This window comes from Alienimonas californiensis, assembly GCF_007743815.1.
In the GTDB taxonomy this organism is placed as follows: Bacteria; Planctomycetota; Planctomycetia; order Planctomycetales; family Planctomycetaceae; genus Alienimonas; species Alienimonas californiensis.
In genome coordinates, this window is the sequence record NZ_CP036265.1 from 5,006,154 (window position 1) to 5,022,145 (window position 15,992).

Sequence of the window (15,992 nt, forward strand, 5' to 3'; positions counted from 1 at the left end):
GGTTCGGCCCTCCGTCGCGGCCTGCTCAGAAGCCGTCGGCCCCCCCGCCCTTGCGCGGATCGGCGGCGGCGGAGAGCGTGCCGTCGGCGTTCCGCACCGCCATCTGGGCCGCCCCGAGCGCCGCCCGCTCCCGAACCTCGTGACCGAGCGGCTCCAGTTCCCGCCGCACCTGTTCGTAGGCTTCCGGCTCCACCTCCAGCCAGTTCGGCGCCCATTGGTGGTGCATCCGCGGGGCGGTGATCGCCGCGGCGGGGCTCATCCCGCCCCGCACCCGGTTCAGCACGGTCTGCAGGGTGGCGGTGATGATCCGCGGCCCGCCGCTGGCCCCCGCGGCCAGCACGGCCTGACCGTCGCGGACGCCGATGGTCGGCGACATGCTGGAGAGCGGCACCCGCCCCGGCCCGACGGCGTTCGCCTCGCTCTGGATTAGTCCGAAAGCGTTCGGCCTGCCGGGGATCGCGGCGAAATCGTCCATCTCGTTGTTCAACACCACGCCGTCGGCGGTCGCCACCAGACTGCCGAAGATCAGGTTGATGGTCTCCGTGCAGGCGACGGCGTTGCCGGCGGCGTCGATGACGGACAGGTGGCTCGTCCCCGCGTCCGGCGTCGGGGCGATGCGGCCGTAATGCGCGGGGGGAAAGGTGCGGGTCGGGTCGATCTTCGCCGCCAACGCCGCCGCGTACTCCGGCGACGCCAGCCGCGCCGTCGGCAGCGGCGTCCCCTGCCGGACGGCGTGGTACGGGTCGCCGAGGAACGCCGCCCGGTCCGCGAAACTGTGCTTCAGCGCCTCGACCAGCCGGTGCCGGCCCGCGGCGGAGTCCGGTTCGACCCGCCCGGCGATCCGCTCCCGGGCCGTGAGCAGATTGAGCGTCTCCAGCATCGCGATCCCGCCCGAGGAGGGCGGCGGCATCACGTGCAGCGTGACGCCGTCGAGCGTCCCCGCCAGCGGTTCCACCAATCGCGGTTTGTAGGCGGCGAGATCCGCTTCGGTCAGCCCTCCGCCGGCCGCCTGCACGGCGGCGACCAGCGACGCGGCTCCCTGCCCCGCGTAAAACGCTGACGGCCCCTCCGCGGCGATCCGTTCCAGCAGGGCGAGCTGCGGCGAAGGAACCGGCTCCCCCGTCCCCGGCAGGACGCCGGCGAACAGGTAGTCGGTCCAGAACGCGGCGAACCGCGTCTTCAGGGCCGGGTTCGCCTCAAACCCCTTGATGAAATCGGCCCGCTGGGCGCGGTCGTGCTCGTCCAGCGGCACCCCCTCCCGGGCGAGGCGGACGGCCGGGGCGCAGACGTCCGCCCACGCCAGTTCGCCCCACTCCGATTGGGCGAAGTGCAACCCGGCGACGGTGCCCGGCACGGCGACGGCCTTCCCCCCGCGGCGGCTGCCCTCGGGGTCGTCCAGGAACATGTCGCGGGTCGCCGCGGCGGGAGCGACCTCCCGGTAGTCCAGCGCCCGGCACACGCCGCCCTCGTCCGGGCCGCCGTCGGCGTCGTAGAAGAGGAGAAACCCGCCCCCGCCCAGCCCGCAGGAGTACGGCCGCACCACCGACAGCGCCAGACTCGTCGCCGCCGCGGCGTCCACCGCGTTTCCGCCGGCCCGCAGGGCTTCCGCCCCCGCCGCCGCGGCGGCGGGGTGATCCGCGGCGACCGCGGCCCGGGCGAAGGTCCCGCTCCCCGCGGGCACTGCGGGTTCGGACTGGGCGAGCGCGGCGATCAGCAGCAGGGAGACGCACATGACGGTTTCGGACCGATCCGGGGGCGGTACTATCAACCCCCGCATCATCCCCTTCCCGACCCGCCCCCCCAAGCCGCGGCGCCATCTCTGGCAAACCCCGCGCCCCGATTCGGCCCCCGTGCAGCTTCCCGTCCTCACCGCCGCCCCGTCCCCTGCCCCCGCAGCGAGCGCCGCCGCGACGGACGGCGCCGCCCCGACCTGCCGGTTGGTGACGCTCGGCTGCAAGGTGAATCAGTACGAAACGCAACTGGTCCGCGAGACTCTGCTGGCCAATGGCTACCGGGAAGCCGGCGACGGCGAGGGCGCCGACCTGTGCGTCGTCAACACCTGTACCGTGACCGCGGCGGGCGATAAGAAGGGCCGTCAGCTGGTGCGGCGACTGGCCAAGGACAACCCCAACACCCGCACTGTGGTGATGGGCTGCTACGCCACCCGCGATCCGCAGGCCGTCGCCAAATTGCCGAACGTCGCGGAGGTCGTCCCCGACAAGCGCGAGCTACCGGACGTCTTCGACCGCCTCGGCCTGCTGAACCGGCCGGACGGGATCAGCGCCTTCGACGGCCGGCACCGGGCGTTCGTCAAGGTGCAGGACGGCTGCATCCTGAAGTGCACCTACTGCATCATCCCGCAGGTGCGGCCTGGGCTGCGGACCCGCCCGGCGGCGTCGATCGTGGAGGAAGTGAAGCGACTGGTGGCGAACGGCTACCGCGAGGTCGTGCTGTCCGGCATTCACATCGGCCACTACGGGGTCGAATCGACCCGCGGCCGCAGCGGGAAGGCTCCCTATCGCCTCTGGCACCTGTTCCGGGAGCTGGATCGGATCCCGGGCGACTGGCGGATGCGGCTCTCCAGCGTGGAGGCCGCGGAGATCCACGACGATTTCCTCAAAGCCGCCGCGGACTGCGAACGCCTCTGCCCGCAGTTCCATCCCTCGATGCAATCCGGCAGCGACACGGTCCTCAAGCGGATGCGGCGCCGCTACCGCATCGGCCGGTTCCTCGAAAAACTGGACCGTATGCGGGATGTGCTGGGCGAGGTCGCCTTCACCACGGACGTGATCGTCGGCTTCCCCGGCGAGACGGAGGCGGAGTTTGAAGAAACCCTCGCCGCCTGCGAGCGGGCCGGCTACGTAAAGGTGCACGTCTTCCCCTTCTCCGCCCGCCGCGGCACCCCCGCCGCGACGATGCCGGACCAGGTGCCGGGGGACGTGAAGAAGGAACGGGTCGCCCGCCTCGGCGAGTTCGAGCGCGGCCTGGCCCGTGAGGTCTACCGCTCCCGCGTGGGCCGGCCGACGGAGGTTTTGGTCGAACGCCCCGTCCCCGACCGTCCCGGCTGGGTCCGCGGCACGGACCGTTTCTTCTGCCCCGTCGACCTGCCCGGCGACTTCGCCGCGGACGAGAGCCGGTTGGTGCATGGGATGGTCGAGGCCGAGAGCGAATCCGGCCTGACCGCCCGACGGGTCGACCGATGACCGCCCGCCTGATCGCTGTTGAGGGCGTCGACGGGTCCGGCAAGGGCACGCAGTCCCGGTTGCTGGTCGACGCCCTGATCGCCGCCGGCCGTAGCGCCTCCCTGCTGAGCTTTCCCCGCTACAGCGAAACGTTCTTCGGGGCCCGCATCGGCGACTTTCTGAACGGTCGGTTCGGCTCGCTGGAGGCGGTGGACCCGTTCCTCGCCTCGCTGCTGTTCGCCGGGGATCGGTTGGAGTCGCTGCCGGTCCTCGCAGCGGCCCTCGCGGAACACGAGTTCGTCGTGCTGGACCGCTACGTCGCCAGTAACGTCGCCCATCAGGGGGCAAAGCGGGAGGGGGCGGAGCGGACGGAGTTGATCCGCCGGATCGAGCACGTGGAGTTCGCCCTGAACGCCCTGCCCCGCCCCGACGCGACCGTCTGGCTGGACCTGCCCGTTCCGCTGGCGACCCAGTTGATCGCCGCGAAGGCCCGGCGGGACTACACGGACAAAGCGGCCGACCTGCAGGAGGCGGACTCCGCCTACCTGTCCCGCGTCGCCGCCGTGTACGCGGAACTGGCGACGGGCGACGGCTGGGTGCGGGTCCCCTGCTCCGCCGCGGGCGCGGTGCGTCCGATGGCGGCGATCGCCGCCGACGTATTGTCAGCCGCGACCGGGGAATGCGGGTTCCCCGATCGCGGCTAACGCCGCCCCCGACCTATGCGGGCCGCGGCAAACCTTCGACGTCCGGGAGCTCGGCCAAACTTTTCAGGCCGAACGTCTCGAGAAACTTGGGCGTCGTTTCGTACAGGAACGGCCGGCCGAGGGTCTGCTCCTCGCCGGCGGTGCGAATCAGTTTCTTGTCGATCAGCAGTTGTTTGAGCAGGTCGGCGCTCTGCACGCCGCGGACGGCGTCGACGTCGGCCCGGGTGCAGGGCTGGCGGTAGGCGACGACGGTGAGCGTCTCCAACAGCGGGGCCGACAGCGAATGCACCGTCGGCCGGGCGTGCAGCCGATCCAGCCACGGGGCGAGATGCCGCCGGGTAAGCAACCGCCAGCCACGGGCGACGCGTTCGACGCGGAACGCGGTGCCGGCGGCGTCGTTGCGGGCGTTGAGGGCCTCCAGCAAGGTCGCTGCCTCTTTCGAATCGATCAGCGAGGCGGCCTCCGCCAGCCGCCGGGTCGACAACGGCCGGTCCGCCGCCATCAGAGCCGCTTCCAGCCGGGCGAGTTTCGCCGTCGCCACGTTCTCCCGCCGCCGCGGGGCCGCAAACCGTGCGACGCGTACCCGCTCCGAAGCCGTCGACCGCCACCCCGGAGCGAATCGGTCAGGGGCGGAGAACGCCGAGCGGCCGCGATTCAACGGGCCGGTTCGGCGAGGGCCAGATCGCCGGTCTCCGCCCCGCCGGCGGTCGCCACGCGGAAGCGGCGCACCTGGGCGAGTACGTCGCCGGCCGCTTCGGCGAGCGTGTCGGCCTCGGCCTCGAACCGCCGGTCCACCTTCGGCCCGCCCGGCCCGGCGGCACTCGCCAGCGTGCAGCCGAAGTAGAACTGATCGCCGGAGGCTTCCTGATCGAGTCGCTCCGCCCCCAGCTCTTCCAGTTGAGCGATGATCAAACGCACGCTGGCGGCCGAGACCTCGTCGGCCTCCGCGGTGCGGGCGGCGGTCGGCCGCGTCGGGTCGGCGGGCACCAGGCTGGCGATCGGGGACTCGGCCGCGACGTCGCCCGAGGAACCGCTCGCGGTGGAAACGGCCCCGGGAAACAGCGGATCGTCGCCGAAGGTCTGCGTCGGTTCGCCGCCCGCCCAGCGGACGCCCTCGGCGGCGGGGGGGAGTTCGTCCGCGGCTTCGCCGAGGCGGCCGTCGACGCCGCCGGCGAAGGCGTCGTCAAAGCCTTCCTCCGCAAACAGGTCCGCTGCGTCCTCGTCTCCGGCTTCGCCCAAGGTCAGCCCGGGGCGACCGGAGGCCGCGTCCATCCCCGGCAGACCGATCGCGGCGAGGGTGGGGACCACCAGCAGCGGGGCGGTCAGCAGAAGCGTCGAAAATGGACCGTGGGCGTCACGCATCGCGGCCGCCTCCTGACGGACATTGGGATGCACGGAGTGCCGGCGAAACCACCGGCGGGAACGCGGGTCGGACACGAGGCGAACCGCCGGCGGCGGTCGATCGAGGAACCCGGGGAGAGGCGACCGCGAGGCGGCCGGGTCTCCGGCGGGGGAGGATGCAACCGGCGTACCGCTGGAGGCGAGAATCCGGGGGGATTCCTCTAGCCATGGCACGAGGGTTGCGTCGAGAGTCGGGGCGCGGCGAACGGCGCCCGGACGTCGGGCGAGGAGGATCGCTCCGGAGCCGGAAAGTTCAAGGCCCCTGCGTCAGATTCCTCCCCCCAGTTGTAAGACTGACATCCGCCGCGACCCAGTCGCCGCCCGCGATTCCCCCCGGCGAATTGCCGGGGGAGCGGGCGGCCCGGACAATCCTTCGGCCCTCCACGCCCCGATTCCACCGCCATGAGTCGCCCGGTCGTCTCTCGCCCGCCCCGCCCCGTCGGATCGTCCCGGTCCCTCCGGTCGTCCGCCCCCCCGCCCGCGGCGTCCCCGCTGGTGCGGTGGGCCGCGCCGATTCTGCTCGCGGCGCCGGTCGGGCTGGCCGTGTTGATCGGCGGGAGCCTGCCGGACGTCGCCCGCGGCCAGGACGCAGGTCAGCAAGGCGCGGCGGCGAAGGCGCACCCGCTGGAGAAGGCCCTCCAGTACGCCAAGGTGAGCCTGAAGGCGGCGGAGTCCCTGCCCTCCTACACCGCGACGCTGAAGCGCCGCGAGATCGTGGACGGCAAGCCGGTCGAGAACGAGGCCCGCATGAAGTTCCGGGCGGAGCCGTTCAGCGTCTACCTGCAGTTCACCAACCCGGAGAACGCCGGCCGGCAGGTGCTCTACGTCGAGGGGGCCAACGACGGCAAGATGCTGGTCCGGGAGGCCGCGGGGATCTCCAGCCTCGCCGGGACCGTCAGCCTCGCGCCGGACAGCGCCCTGGTCTCGGCGAACAGCCGTCACCCCATCACCCGGGCCGGTCTGGCGAACCTCACCCGCAAGATTGTGCAGCAGTGGACGACGGAGTCCCGCTACGGCGAGTGCGACGTCAAATACTACGCCGACGCCCAACTGGACGGACGTCCGGTCGTGGTGATCGAGTCCAGTCACCCGATCCCCCGGCACGAGTTCCGCTTCGCCCGCACCCGCTTGTGGATGGATAAGGAAACGAAGCTGCCCGTTCGCCTGCAGCAGTACGAGTTCCGCCGCGGCGGCGGCGAACCGGTCCTCGCCGAGGATTACACCTACACAGACATCAAAGGCGACGTCCGCCTCACCGACCGCGACTTCCACCCGGCGAGCTACAAGCTGTGAGCGCCACGGCCTCCTCTGACGACGAACTGGACGGCCCGGCGGGGCTCACCCTCGCCCGCGGTCTGGAAGAACTGACGTTCGCCCCCGGCGTGGGGGACGTCCTGCAGGGCCGTCTCCCGCCGGTGGCGTTCGTGCCGACGATGGGCGCCCTGCATGCGGGCCACGCGACCCTGATCGAGCGGGCGGCCGCAGCGATGCGAAGGGTGAAGGGCGGAACGGTCGTCGTGTCGATCTTCGTGAACCCCACGCAGTTCGGGCCCGGCGAAGATCTCGAGCGGTATCCCCGCACGCTGGAGGCGGACCTGAAGCTTTGCCGGGAGGCCGGCGCCGACGTCGTGTTCGCCCCGAGCGTCCGCGACATGTACCCCGACGAGCACCTGCACCCCGGCGGGATCGCCACGACCGTGCGCGTCGGCGGACCGCTGACGAACACGCTGGAAGGTGCCCACCGGCCCAATCACTTCGACGGCGTGGCGACCGTGGTGCTCAAGCTGCTGAACATGGTCCGCCCGGCCTTCGCCTTCTTTGGGGAGAAGGATTGGCAGCAGTTGGCCGTCGTCCGCACGATGGCGAACGACCTGAACCTGCCGTACCTGATCGAATCCGTGCCGACGGTGCGGGACGCCGACGGCCTCGCGCTGTCCAGCCGGAACCGGTACCTCTCGCCGGAACAGCGGAAGACCGCCGCGGAACTGCCCGCCGCCCTGTTCGCCGCCCGGGACGCGATCGAAGCGGGCGCGGTTCCCGCAGACGTGGAACGCACGCTGGCCGACCGGCTGACGGCCGCCGGCTTCGCGGTCGATTACGCCGCCGTTCGCTGTCCCACGACGCTCCGCCTGCCGCCGGAGTGGCCGCCATTCTCTGTGCGAATCCTCGTCGCCGCCAAGCTGGGCGGCACGCGGCTGATTGATAACGTGGCCGCGACGCAACGCGTCTGAGGCCCCCTGCCCTCTTCGTTCTTCACGTCATCCCACGGACGGGCCGCGATGCTGCCGATTCTGCTCCGCATCCATCCCGACGAGTGGTTCGCCGCGCGGATGGAGGACGGCGTGCCGATCGTGGGCGTCTGGCTGCCCTGCCTGCTGTGGGCGCTGTACGCCGCGGTCAGCCTGCGGCTGGCCCGCCGGGCGGACGAGACCCGCGGAGACGGCGACCCGACGGAGGTCGTCGCCCAGCGGTGGGTGGCGCTCGCGGGATTCGGGGCGCTGCTGTCGTTGCCGCTGTGGATCGGAGCCGTGCTGCCGAAAGACTTCGCCGGGGTGCCGGTGTTCGGCTACGGGGTGATGATCTTCTGCGGGTTCGCGGCCGCCGGCTGGACCGGCCTGCGGCGAGCCCGCCGGGCCGGGCTGCCGGACGGGCTGGTCTACGACTTAACATTCTGGGCCTTCGCGGCGGGCATCGGCGGGGCCCGGCTGAACTACCTGCTCCGCTTTCACGACCGCGTCTTCGCCGCGCCGGAGGGGCGTTCGCTGAGCCTTCTTGAGGCGGCCTATCGGGCGGTGAACCTGACCGACGGCGGCCTCGTGCTGCTGGGCGGGGTCGTCGGGGCGGCGCTGGCGTTTACGCTCGTCTGTCGGCGGTGGAAGGTGAGCGCACTGCTGGTCGCGGACGTCGCCATCCCCAGCGCCTTTCTCGGGCTGGCGTTCGGGCGGATCGGCTGCCTGATGTACGGCTGCTGTTGGGGCGATCGCTGCGAACTGCCGTGGGCGATCCATTTTCCCGAGGGCGGCGTGACCTACGAGGCCCTCGTCGGCCGCGGGTTCCTCTCGCCCGACGCCCCCCGCACCTACGGCCTGCACCCGACGCAGCTGTATAGCTCGTTCAACGCGCTGGTCCTGTCGGCCCTCACCGCCGCCTACTTCCCCCGCCGACCGCGGAACGGGGCGGTCCTGGCGCTCGCCCTGCTGACCTACCCGCCCGCCCGGGCGACGCTGGAGGCGCTGCGGGGGGACGACACCGGGTTCCTCGACACCGGCCTGACGCATGCCCAGACGGTGGCGATCATCCTGTTTGCCCTCGGCGTCCTGCTCGCGGCGTGGCTGACCTGGGGTCCCAGAGAACCAAACGGGACTGCTTCGTCCGCCGTCTCCGGCTCGGGGGGCCGCGGTCCGGGGAGCGTGGCGGGGTGACGCGGGGACCGGCAGAATCGGCGTGATCCGGCGTTCGCCGGCTCCCGCGGGTTCGCGGGAACTTTACCCCTCGCTGCGACGTCCAACGATCGCACCCGGCCGGAAGGCCCGCCCCATTCCCCACCCCCCGCCGACCGCCGACTCCCCCGCCCCGCCCGCCGGTCCCCTGTCGACCGCCCCCTGCCCGATCGACGCCGCCCTCATCGCCCGCGCCGTGGACGGCCGGGCGACGGCGGCCGACCGGCGGGCGGCGTTCGGGGGACTGGTGGATCGGCACGCCGATCGCGTTCACGACACCCTCGCCAAGCTGCTGGGCGACCCGCACGAGGCGTCGGACGCGGCTCAGGAGGCGTTTTTGAAGGCCTGGCGGAAGTTACACACCTTCCGGGGGGACAGTTCATTTCGGACCTGGCTGACCCGCATCGCGTTGAACGCCGCCGCCTCCCGCCGCCGCACCGCCGCCCGCCGCGGCACCCGCACCGGCCTCCCGCCGGGACCGCGGGAGGACGTGCGCGCCGCCGCCCCGGACGCGGCGACCCTCGGGGACGAACGCGACCGGGCCGTGCGGGCCGCCGTCGCCGAACTGGCCGAAGAGTTCCGCGTGGTGGTCGTGCTCAAGGAGTTCGAGGAACTCTCCTATGAGGCGATCGCGGAGATCGTCGACGTTCCAGTCGGCACCGTCCGCAGCCGTCTGCACCGGGGCCGGGCGGAGTTGAAGCGCCGGCTCGCCCCGCTGCTGCGGGAGTCGGCCGGTAAATCGCGGACCGCGGAGGCGCCGCGATGAGCGAACCCCTTCCCCCCGCCGCCCCGGATGGACCGCAGCCTGAGCCTCTGGACGACGCGGCTCTGACGAGCCTGCTGACGGCCCTGCCGCGGACCCCCGCCCCGGCCGGCTTCCGCGACGCCGTCCTCGCCGCAATCGCCGCGGACGATGTGGACGCCGAGGAGAGGTCCGCCGACACCCCCGGTCTGGACGAGGCCGCCGAGGGACCGTCCCCGCAGATCGCCCCCGCCGCGGCCCCGACGCCGCCGCCCCGGTGGCGGCGGGCGGCGGGCGTTCTCGCGGGGCTGGCGATGACCGCGGCGGCGCTCAGCGGCGTGGCGGTGCTGTGGTCCTGGTCGACGGAAGACCGGGCCGTGGATGTGGCCGTGCGGGACTCCGCCGCCGTGAACGCGCCGGCCTCCCGTTGGATGGGCGAGAGCGAAGGGGAACTGTCGTTCGCCCCCGCCCCCGCGTCCGCCCCGCTCATGGAAGCGGCGCCCGCGCACCTTGCGGACGAAGAGCTTGCCGAAAGCATCAAGGCCGACTGGGACGCGGGCGGCGGCATCGCCCCCGACGCGGCGGACGCCTTGGCCGTCGCTCCGGCGCCGCGGGCGTTGACGGAAGACGTGGGAACCGACGGCGCCGATTTCTCCGCCGTGCGCGTCCTGCGGGTGCAAACGCCCTCGGAACTGTCGAATCAGTTGGCGGTGCTGCAATTCGAAAGAACCGCATTGCGGAACGCGATTCCGCCGCGGCTCGCCGAGTTGGAAAGCGGGTTGGAGGGCATGATCGATCAAACCGCGACCGCACGCTCCGCCCCGGCGGAGTCCGAGGGGTCCGCCGGGGCGGCGGCGGGGGCGCCGGCCGGCGGGTCGCTGGCGGACCGCCCGCAGAGCGGGCCGGTCGGGGTGCTGGTGATGGCGGAACCGGATCGTTTCGAGGCGACGCTGCGCGAGTTCCGCACCGATCTGGCTCTGAACGCCGCGACCGCCGGGGCGACGATCGCCGACGCCGGCCCCCTGCCCCGGGGCGCGGCGGGCAAGTTGCTGGAACAGGCGGAGCCGAATCGGGACGCCGCCCTGCAGTTTGAAGCCACTCTGAGCGCGACCGGAAGCCCCAGTGCCGCCTCGAACCTCGAAATGGAGGCGCCGACCGCGGCCCGACCGCTGGGCAACGCGATGGGGGGCCTTGGCGGCGGGGCTCAGCCCGCCGACGGGGAGGCTTTCGAAGGGGACGCTTTCCACGGGGGCGTTCGGGGTCCGGGCCAGGCGGGGGACGCTCCGTTTCGCGAAGGAGAATCCCTGTCTCGCAACGCCCCGTATCAGCTGCGCATCGCCCCGCCGACCGCGGAGGCGTTCAGTCGTTCTCAGGATCCGGCTGCGAAAGGTTCGCGCCCGCAATCGGCCCCCTCGGAGCCCGGCGAGTCGGACGACGCCCGCCCGCCGAGCGAGATGCAACGCCGGGGACTTGACGCTCTGGAGCTACGCACGCTGGCTCGCAGGCGTGGCAACGACGCGCGGGTGCCGGTCCTGTTGCTGTTCGAACCGCCGCCGGAACCGGCGGCGGAGTCCGCCGCCGAGCCGCCGCGCTGACGACCGCGGGTTCAGCACATTCGTTACAGCTTCTCACCGTCGCGGGCCGACAGGTGACGAGGAACGAGAGTCGTACGGCCGCCCGGCCGGCGCCTCCCGCCCGGGCGATGGCACGCTGCGGAGACCCCGCACCCCGTGCCTCGCCGCCCCCGCCGGTGCGGCGAGCGTCTTCGCCCCGCCCGGCCGCCGCGAACTGAGCTGGACCGATGCGCCGCACCCCCGCGCCCCGCCCCACCGCCGCCCCGCTCCGCCCGACGGCGTTCGTCCGTCGCCGCCTGGCCCTCCGGGTTGCCGGGGCGGCGTTGTGCGCCGGTTGTCTGGCGCCGGTCTCTGCGTGGGCCCAGTCGGGGCCGTCGGGGGGGATTCTCGGTTCGGTGCTGCCCTCCAGTCAGAAAAACGAGCGGGGCATCATCGCGAAGATGTTCCACCTGCCGTCCAAGAACGCGTCCGCCGGGCGGGCGCCGGGCGGCCCGCCGCCGCCGCCGCCGGCGCCGCACCTCAAATACGATTTCCGCGCCGCCCAGGCCCGGGCCGCCGCCCATTCCGCCTCGCGGACCGCCGCCCCGTCAGTCGCTCGCGTCGCCCCGGTTCAGCCGACGGACGCCACGCCCCATTTGGACGCCGCCGCCCCGCAGCGGACGGCCCAGCGGGCGCCGGCCCCGGAGTCCCCAGCGCAGTCGCGTTCGATCGCCGTGTCCGCGGAAGCTGCCGTCGGCCGGGTCTCCATGGCTTCGCCCGCCGTGGGAACCCGGCAGCAGGGCCAGTACATGGCGCCGCGGACCGCCGGCGTCGCGGCGGCCCCCCCGTCGGACGCGACCGCAATCCGGGCCCCTGCCCCGCCGACGCTGGTCGCGGACGACGTGAACTTCTTCCCGGAGCAATCCGAAGCTGAGGCGGACCACCGCTTCGTCCACCCCCGCACGGTCGCCGTGCGGGCGCCGGAACCGGAGCCGGCGACCCCGACGCTTGAGCCGTCGCCAACCCCGGCCGCTCCGGCCCGCGTGCCCGCCCCGGACCGCGTCGCGGTTGCCCGCATCGCCGCCGCCCCGGTCCGGCAGCCCGCCCCCGTCGTCGAGACCGCGCCGTTCGAGGTCGAGGAAGACGCCGCGGAGGAGAGCGGCACCCCGTTCAGCGGCCTGTCGCTGACCGCCTCGGAACCGCCTCCGCAGTACCTGACGCCAGCCGCCGCCCCGGTTGAAGCGGAATCGCCCCCCGCCGCGACGCCGAAGCTCGAGGCGACGCCGGAACTGCTCGCTGTCGCCCCCGCCGAGGACGAAGGCTTCGCCCTGTCCGCGGCCGACGACGAGGAGGAAGCCGGGTGGGATCTGGCGGTCTCCGCCCGGCAACCGGCGGCCCCGGCCCCGGTGCAGCAGTCGAAACCGGCCCCCGCGACGGTCGAGGAGCCGGCCGTCGCTCAAACAACCGAGCCCGAACCGACCCGCACTGCGGCGACCGCTCCCCCGCAAGCGCCGCAGGTCACCGCGTCCTCGCCCCAGCCGCCGGCCGCCCAGCCGCCGGCCGCCCAGCCGACGGCCGCCCAGCCGACGGCCGCCCAGCCGACGGGGCCGGGCCGGCCGGACCCGACGAAGCTGCTGGAGAAACTCGCCGCCCGGGCGGACCGCTCGCTGCTGATGGGCTTCTGCCCGGTGACGCTGCGGGACGACCGGGACCTCGCCGAGGGCGACGACCACTACACCGCCGAGTTCGAGGGCGTCGATTACCGCTTCGCCTCCGCCGCGGCCCGCGACAAGTTCGTCGCCGACCCAGCCCGCTATGCCCCCGCGGCCGGCGGGCGGGACCTGGTCATCGCCTCCACCGGCTGGGGCGAGACGGTCGGCAGTCTGGCCCACGCCGCCTGGTACAAGGGCCGGCTGTACCTGTTCGCTTCCCGCGAATCGATGCGGCGGTTCGTCGCCAACCCCCGCGACTATCTCGACGGCTGAGGCTCGACGGCGGCTGAGGCGAGCCGGGCGTCGATTTGTCTACAGTGCGGGCATGACCGCCCGCCTGCTCTCCGCCGCCGACCCCGCCGCAATCGGCGAGGCGGCGGCGGTTCTGCGTGAGGGGGGTCTGGTCGCGTTCGGCACGGAAACCGTCTACGGGCTGGGGGCGAACGCCCTCGATCCGACCGCCGTGGCGAAGGTCTTCGCTGCCAAGGACCGGCCACGGTTCGACCCGCTCATCGTGCACCTGCCGGGCGGCGACGACGCCCCGGGACTGGCGACCGTCGTCGCGGATCTGCCGGACGACGCGCGAGCGCTGGCGGAGCGGTTCTGGCCCGGTCCGCTGACGCTCGTGCTGCCGAAGGCCGCCGCCGTGCCGGATCTGGTGACCGCGGGGCTGGGCTCCGTCGCGGTGCGGGTGCCGGCGAGCGAACCGGCCCGGGCGCTGCTGCGCGCGGCCGGCGTGCCGGTCGCGGCCCCGAGCGCCAATCGGTTCGGCGGCATCAGCCCCACAACCGCCGCCCATGTCGCGGAGGGATTGGGCGAGGCGGTCGACCTGATCCTCGACGCCGGCCCCTGTGAAGTGGGGATCGAATCGACGGTGGTCGGGTTCGAAACGGACGCCGGCGGAGCACGCCGCCCCGTCGTCCTGCGCCCCGGCGCCGTGACCGCGGAGGCGCTGGGCGCGGCACTGGGCCGCACGATCGAGGTGCGCACCGGCAACGCCGATCCGGGGGCGGCCCAGACCTCGCCCGGGTCGCTGTCGCGGCACTACGCCCCGCGGACGCCGCTCACATTGGTCGACGATGCGGAGGAGGTTGAGGCCGCCGGCGCGTGCGGCCTGCTGGCGTTCCTCCCGCCTCCGCGGCCGGAGCGGTTCGCCGCCTGCGAAACGCTCTCCGCGACCGGCGATCTCACCGAGGCCGCGGCCGGTTTCTACGCGGCGCTCAGGCGGCTGGATGCGCTCGGCCTGCCCCGACTCGCGGCGGTCCGGTTCCCCCCGCACGGCCTCGGCGCCGCGCTGAACGATCGCCTGCGTCGAGCCGCGGCGGGTTAGCGGGCCTCACCAACGCTGCTGGGCGACGAGCAGCTCCCGGGCCGCCGCCGCCGCGGCCTCCCACTGCCCGTCCTCGGCCAGATCCAGCGGGCCGAGCAATGCGTCCCGCTCCTCCGCCGTGAGCGCGCCCGCCGCAAGATCCGCCTCGATCAGCCCGCGGGCCGTCGCCGCCTGCTCCGGGCGACGGTACTCGGTCAGGTTCTCGATCAATTTGGCCCGTTCGTACGCCTGCGGCCCCAGCGTCGGCGGTCCACACCCAGCCGCGAGCAGCGTCGCCCCACAGCAGGCCAGCCCAACAACGAGTTGCCGCAGCGGCCGAGGACGTGACGGTTCAGCGTTCATCGAACACCTCTCCCTCGGCGATGCTGGAGAGGGCCGCGAAGACCTCCTTGCGGGCCGTCTCGGACCAGAAGCGGACCGACCCGTCGCCCAGCAGCAGGTTCCCCCCGCCGGGGTGGTCCGCGACCATCTGGCCGACGTGCAGCGCCGGGAAGTTGGGCGGGTGAATAATCGGGTTGCCCAACACGTCCCGCTCCCCGGCGGCCGGCCCGCTGTGGACCAGCGTGAGGACGGCGGCGGTCTCCGCCGCGTTGTCCGGGGTGTGGACGCTGGGGTGCACGAAGGCGCCGGGCACGACGCCGACCCAGGTTTTGTCGCTGAGCGAAGAGGCGTGCTCCCCGCAGAAGACGGTGTTCGTCAGCCCGTCCCGGACGGTGGCGAATCGGGTGTCGGAGTTGCGAAAGAACGGCCCGTCGGCGACGCGGGCGACGTTCCCGCCCACCGGACTCCCCTCGAACGTCCCTCCGGGGCCGGAGCAGTCGCCCCAGCACTCCTCCTGGCCGTGACTGGCGACGTAGTGACTGCGGCCCAGCGTGATCTCCCGGCCGTTCTTCCGCAGCGGCTTGCCCGCTTCATCCACACATTGGAACGGCCCCGCCGGCCCGGAGGATGACGGACAGAGGAAGCTGGGAACCTGCAACGATACGACCTCCGCGTAGTCCTCCTGCCAGAGCGGGCCGCCGCGGGTCGTGACGTCCGCCGCGTTCGCCTGATCCAGCTCCGGCAGGATCAGGGCCGCCCAGCCCCAGCCGGGCGCCGCGTCCCAGGTGAGGGGATCGAGCGATTCGTGGTCGCCGGACGGGAACGCCTCCGGCCTGCTTGAAACGTACCCCGGCGGCAGGACGTTCCGGCGGTCGTGATAGTTGTGCAGAGCCAAGCCGATCTGCTTGAGGTTGTTCTGACACTGCGAACGCCGGGCCGCTTCCCGAGCCTGCTGGACCGCGGGCAGTAGCAGGCTGACCAGAACCGCGATCACGGCGATCACCACCAGCAGTTCGATCAGCGTGAAGCCCGTCCGCGAGGGCCGCATCGGGTCCGGCCGCGCCTGCCAGCGTCGGGTGGGAACGGGAGCGGTGCGTCGGAACATGGACGGATCAGCCTTTCAATCAGGAACGAAGAACGAGCCGAGCCGACAGGCGTAGCAAGGGCTACAAGGCACCCCGCCGATCGTAGCCTTCGCTACGACACATGCAAGCATGTGCGTTCCGGCGGGCGGCCCCGGGCGGAGGCGCCGCCTGTCCGCAGCGCGGCGACGTCCGCCCCAGGCGGGGCCGGCCGAGTCTGCAGCCTTCCCCTGCCGACGAATCCGGCTAAGGTGCGGGTCGACACGGGTGTCCGCCGGCGCGTCGCCGGGGGATGAAACGGGAAGGTCGGTGTAGCTTCCGGACGACGCGTCCGGCTTGCGGTTCCGCTGCGGCGGAACCGGGCGACTCCGCCGCGGACCCGCCGCCGTGACCGGGGACGCCGTTCCGATTTGCCACTGATCGCTTTTGTCCCGTGCGTTGCAGGGCGATGGGATTGGGAAGGCGGGGACGGCGGACGATCCGGGAGCCGGAAGACCGGCCCGTTGTCGGTAATCGCCACCCCCT

At 73.0% G+C, this 15,992-nt stretch carries 14 protein-coding genes and 1 riboswitch; of the genes, 9 read left to right on the top strand and 5 right to left on the bottom strand.

Annotated elements, in window-relative coordinates; all coding sequences use genetic code 11:
- Positions 1–25 precede the first annotated feature (25 nt).
- Positions 26–1,732, bottom strand: a complete 1,707-nt coding sequence (gene ggt / locus CA12_RS19885; protein WP_165700883.1) for a gamma-glutamyltransferase — start codon at positions 1,730–1,732, stop codon at positions 26–28.
- A gap of 118 nt (positions 1,733–1,850) precedes the next feature.
- Here ggt and mtaB point away from each other — a divergent pair, with 118 nt between their 5' ends.
- Both mtaB and CA12_RS19895 read left to right on the top strand, forming a co-directional pair.
- The gene (gene mtaB, locus CA12_RS19890) at positions 1,851–3,203 is read left to right on the top strand and encodes a tRNA (N(6)-L-threonylcarbamoyladenosine(37)-C(2))-methylthiotransferase MtaB (protein ID WP_242688044.1); all 1,353 of its coding nucleotides are present in this window, start codon (positions 1,851–1,853) and stop codon (positions 3,201–3,203) included.
- Positions 3,200–3,886: a nucleoside/nucleotide kinase family protein gene (locus CA12_RS19895; protein ID WP_145360878.1), complete on the top strand. Its 687-nt coding sequence runs from the start codon at positions 3,200–3,202 to the stop codon at positions 3,884–3,886. Before mtaB ends, CA12_RS19895 begins: the two co-directional genes overlap by 4 nt.
- 13 nt (positions 3,887–3,899) lie before the next feature.
- Here the strand turns inward: CA12_RS19895 and scpB are convergent, their stop codons facing one another.
- Both scpB and CA12_RS19905 read right to left on the bottom strand, forming a co-directional pair.
- The gene (gene scpB, locus CA12_RS19900; protein ID WP_145360879.1) at positions 3,900–4,427 is read right to left on the bottom strand and encodes an SMC-Scp complex subunit ScpB; all 528 of its coding nucleotides are present in this window, start codon (positions 4,425–4,427) and stop codon (positions 3,900–3,902) included.
- 113 nt (positions 4,428–4,540) lie between these two features.
- Positions 4,541–5,248 (bottom strand): hypothetical protein, encoded by a 708-nt coding sequence (locus CA12_RS19905; RefSeq protein WP_145360880.1) that lies wholly within the window; start codon positions 5,246–5,248, stop codon positions 4,541–4,543.
- 441 nt (positions 5,249–5,689) lie between these two features.
- Between CA12_RS19905 and CA12_RS19910 the strand changes: the two genes are divergently transcribed.
- The 7 genes from CA12_RS19910 (at position 5,690) to CA12_RS19940 (ending at position 14,064) form a co-directional block, all read left to right on the top strand.
- The gene (locus CA12_RS19910) at positions 5,690–6,580 is read left to right on the top strand and encodes a DUF1571 domain-containing protein (protein WP_145360881.1); all 891 of its coding nucleotides are present in this window, start codon (positions 5,690–5,692) and stop codon (positions 6,578–6,580) included.
- Complete coding sequence (panC, locus tag CA12_RS19915; RefSeq protein ID WP_242688046.1) at positions 6,577–7,518, top strand: pantoate--beta-alanine ligase; 942 nt, start codon at positions 6,577–6,579, stop codon at positions 7,516–7,518. The genes CA12_RS19910 and panC overlap by 4 nt, the downstream gene beginning before the upstream one ends.
- Positions 7,519–7,566: 48 nt before the next feature.
- On the top strand, positions 7,567–8,709 hold the full coding sequence (locus CA12_RS19920) for a prolipoprotein diacylglyceryl transferase (RefSeq protein ID WP_145360882.1): 1,143 nt from the start codon (positions 7,567–7,569) through the stop codon (positions 8,707–8,709).
- 22 nt (positions 8,710–8,731) lie between these two features.
- Complete coding sequence (locus CA12_RS19925; RefSeq protein WP_165700884.1) at positions 8,732–9,493, top strand: sigma-70 family RNA polymerase sigma factor; 762 nt, start codon at positions 8,732–8,734, stop codon at positions 9,491–9,493.
- Positions 9,490–11,064: a hypothetical protein gene (locus CA12_RS19930; protein ID WP_145360884.1), complete on the top strand. Its 1,575-nt coding sequence runs from the start codon at positions 9,490–9,492 to the stop codon at positions 11,062–11,064. The genes CA12_RS19925 and CA12_RS19930 overlap by 4 nt, the downstream gene beginning before the upstream one ends.
- A gap of 206 nt (positions 11,065–11,270) precedes the next feature.
- Positions 11,271–13,007, top strand: coding sequence for a hypothetical protein (locus CA12_RS19935; RefSeq protein ID WP_145360885.1), 1,737 nt, complete (start codon positions 11,271–11,273; stop codon positions 13,005–13,007).
- A 52-nt stretch (positions 13,008–13,059) separates the two neighbouring features.
- The gene (locus CA12_RS19940; RefSeq protein WP_145360886.1) at positions 13,060–14,064 is read left to right on the top strand and encodes an L-threonylcarbamoyladenylate synthase; all 1,005 of its coding nucleotides are present in this window, start codon (positions 13,060–13,062) and stop codon (positions 14,062–14,064) included.
- A 6-nt stretch (positions 14,065–14,070) separates the two neighbouring features.
- On the opposite strand, the gene CA12_RS19945 is transcribed toward CA12_RS19940, so the two are convergent.
- Complete coding sequence (locus CA12_RS19945) at positions 14,071–14,406, bottom strand: hypothetical protein (RefSeq protein ID WP_145360887.1); 336 nt, start codon at positions 14,404–14,406, stop codon at positions 14,071–14,073.
- Positions 14,396–15,490 (bottom strand): DUF1559 domain-containing protein, encoded by a 1,095-nt coding sequence (locus CA12_RS19950; RefSeq protein ID WP_165700885.1) that lies wholly within the window; start codon positions 15,488–15,490, stop codon positions 14,396–14,398. The genes CA12_RS19945 and CA12_RS19950 overlap by 11 nt, the downstream gene beginning before the upstream one ends.
- Positions 15,491–15,715: 225 nt before the next feature.
- Positions 15,716–15,986: riboswitch (cobalamin riboswitch) on the top strand.
- The last annotated feature ends 6 nt before the right edge of the window (positions 15,987–15,992 follow it).

Coding starts and splice junctions, on each gene's coding strand:
- CA12_RS19935 (WP_145360885.1), top strand. CDS start 11,271: ATGCGCCGCACCCCCGCGCCCCGCCCCACCGCCGCCCCGCTCCGCCCG.
- CA12_RS19940 (WP_145360886.1), top strand. CDS start 13,060: ATGACCGCCCGCCTGCTCTCCGCCGCCGACCCCGCCGCAATCGGCGAG.
- CA12_RS19945 (WP_145360887.1), bottom strand. CDS start 14,406: ATGAACGCTGAACCGTCACGTCCTCGGCCGCTGCGGCAACTCGTTGTT.
- CA12_RS19920 (WP_145360882.1), top strand. CDS start 7,567: ATGCTGCCGATTCTGCTCCGCATCCATCCCGACGAGTGGTTCGCCGCG.
- CA12_RS19930 (WP_145360884.1), top strand. CDS start 9,490: ATGAGCGAACCCCTTCCCCCCGCCGCCCCGGATGGACCGCAGCCTGAG.
- CA12_RS19950 (WP_165700885.1), bottom strand. CDS start 15,490: ATGTTCCGACGCACCGCTCCCGTTCCCACCCGACGCTGGCAGGCGCGG.
- CA12_RS19905 (WP_145360880.1), bottom strand. CDS start 5,248: ATGCGTGACGCCCACGGTCCATTTTCGACGCTTCTGCTGACCGCCCCG.
- CA12_RS19895 (WP_145360878.1), top strand. CDS start 3,200: ATGACCGCCCGCCTGATCGCTGTTGAGGGCGTCGACGGGTCCGGCAAG.
- ggt (WP_165700883.1), bottom strand. CDS start 1,732: ATGTGCGTCTCCCTGCTGCTGATCGCCGCGCTCGCCCAGTCCGAACCC.
- CA12_RS19910 (WP_145360881.1), top strand. CDS start 5,690: ATGAGTCGCCCGGTCGTCTCTCGCCCGCCCCGCCCCGTCGGATCGTCC.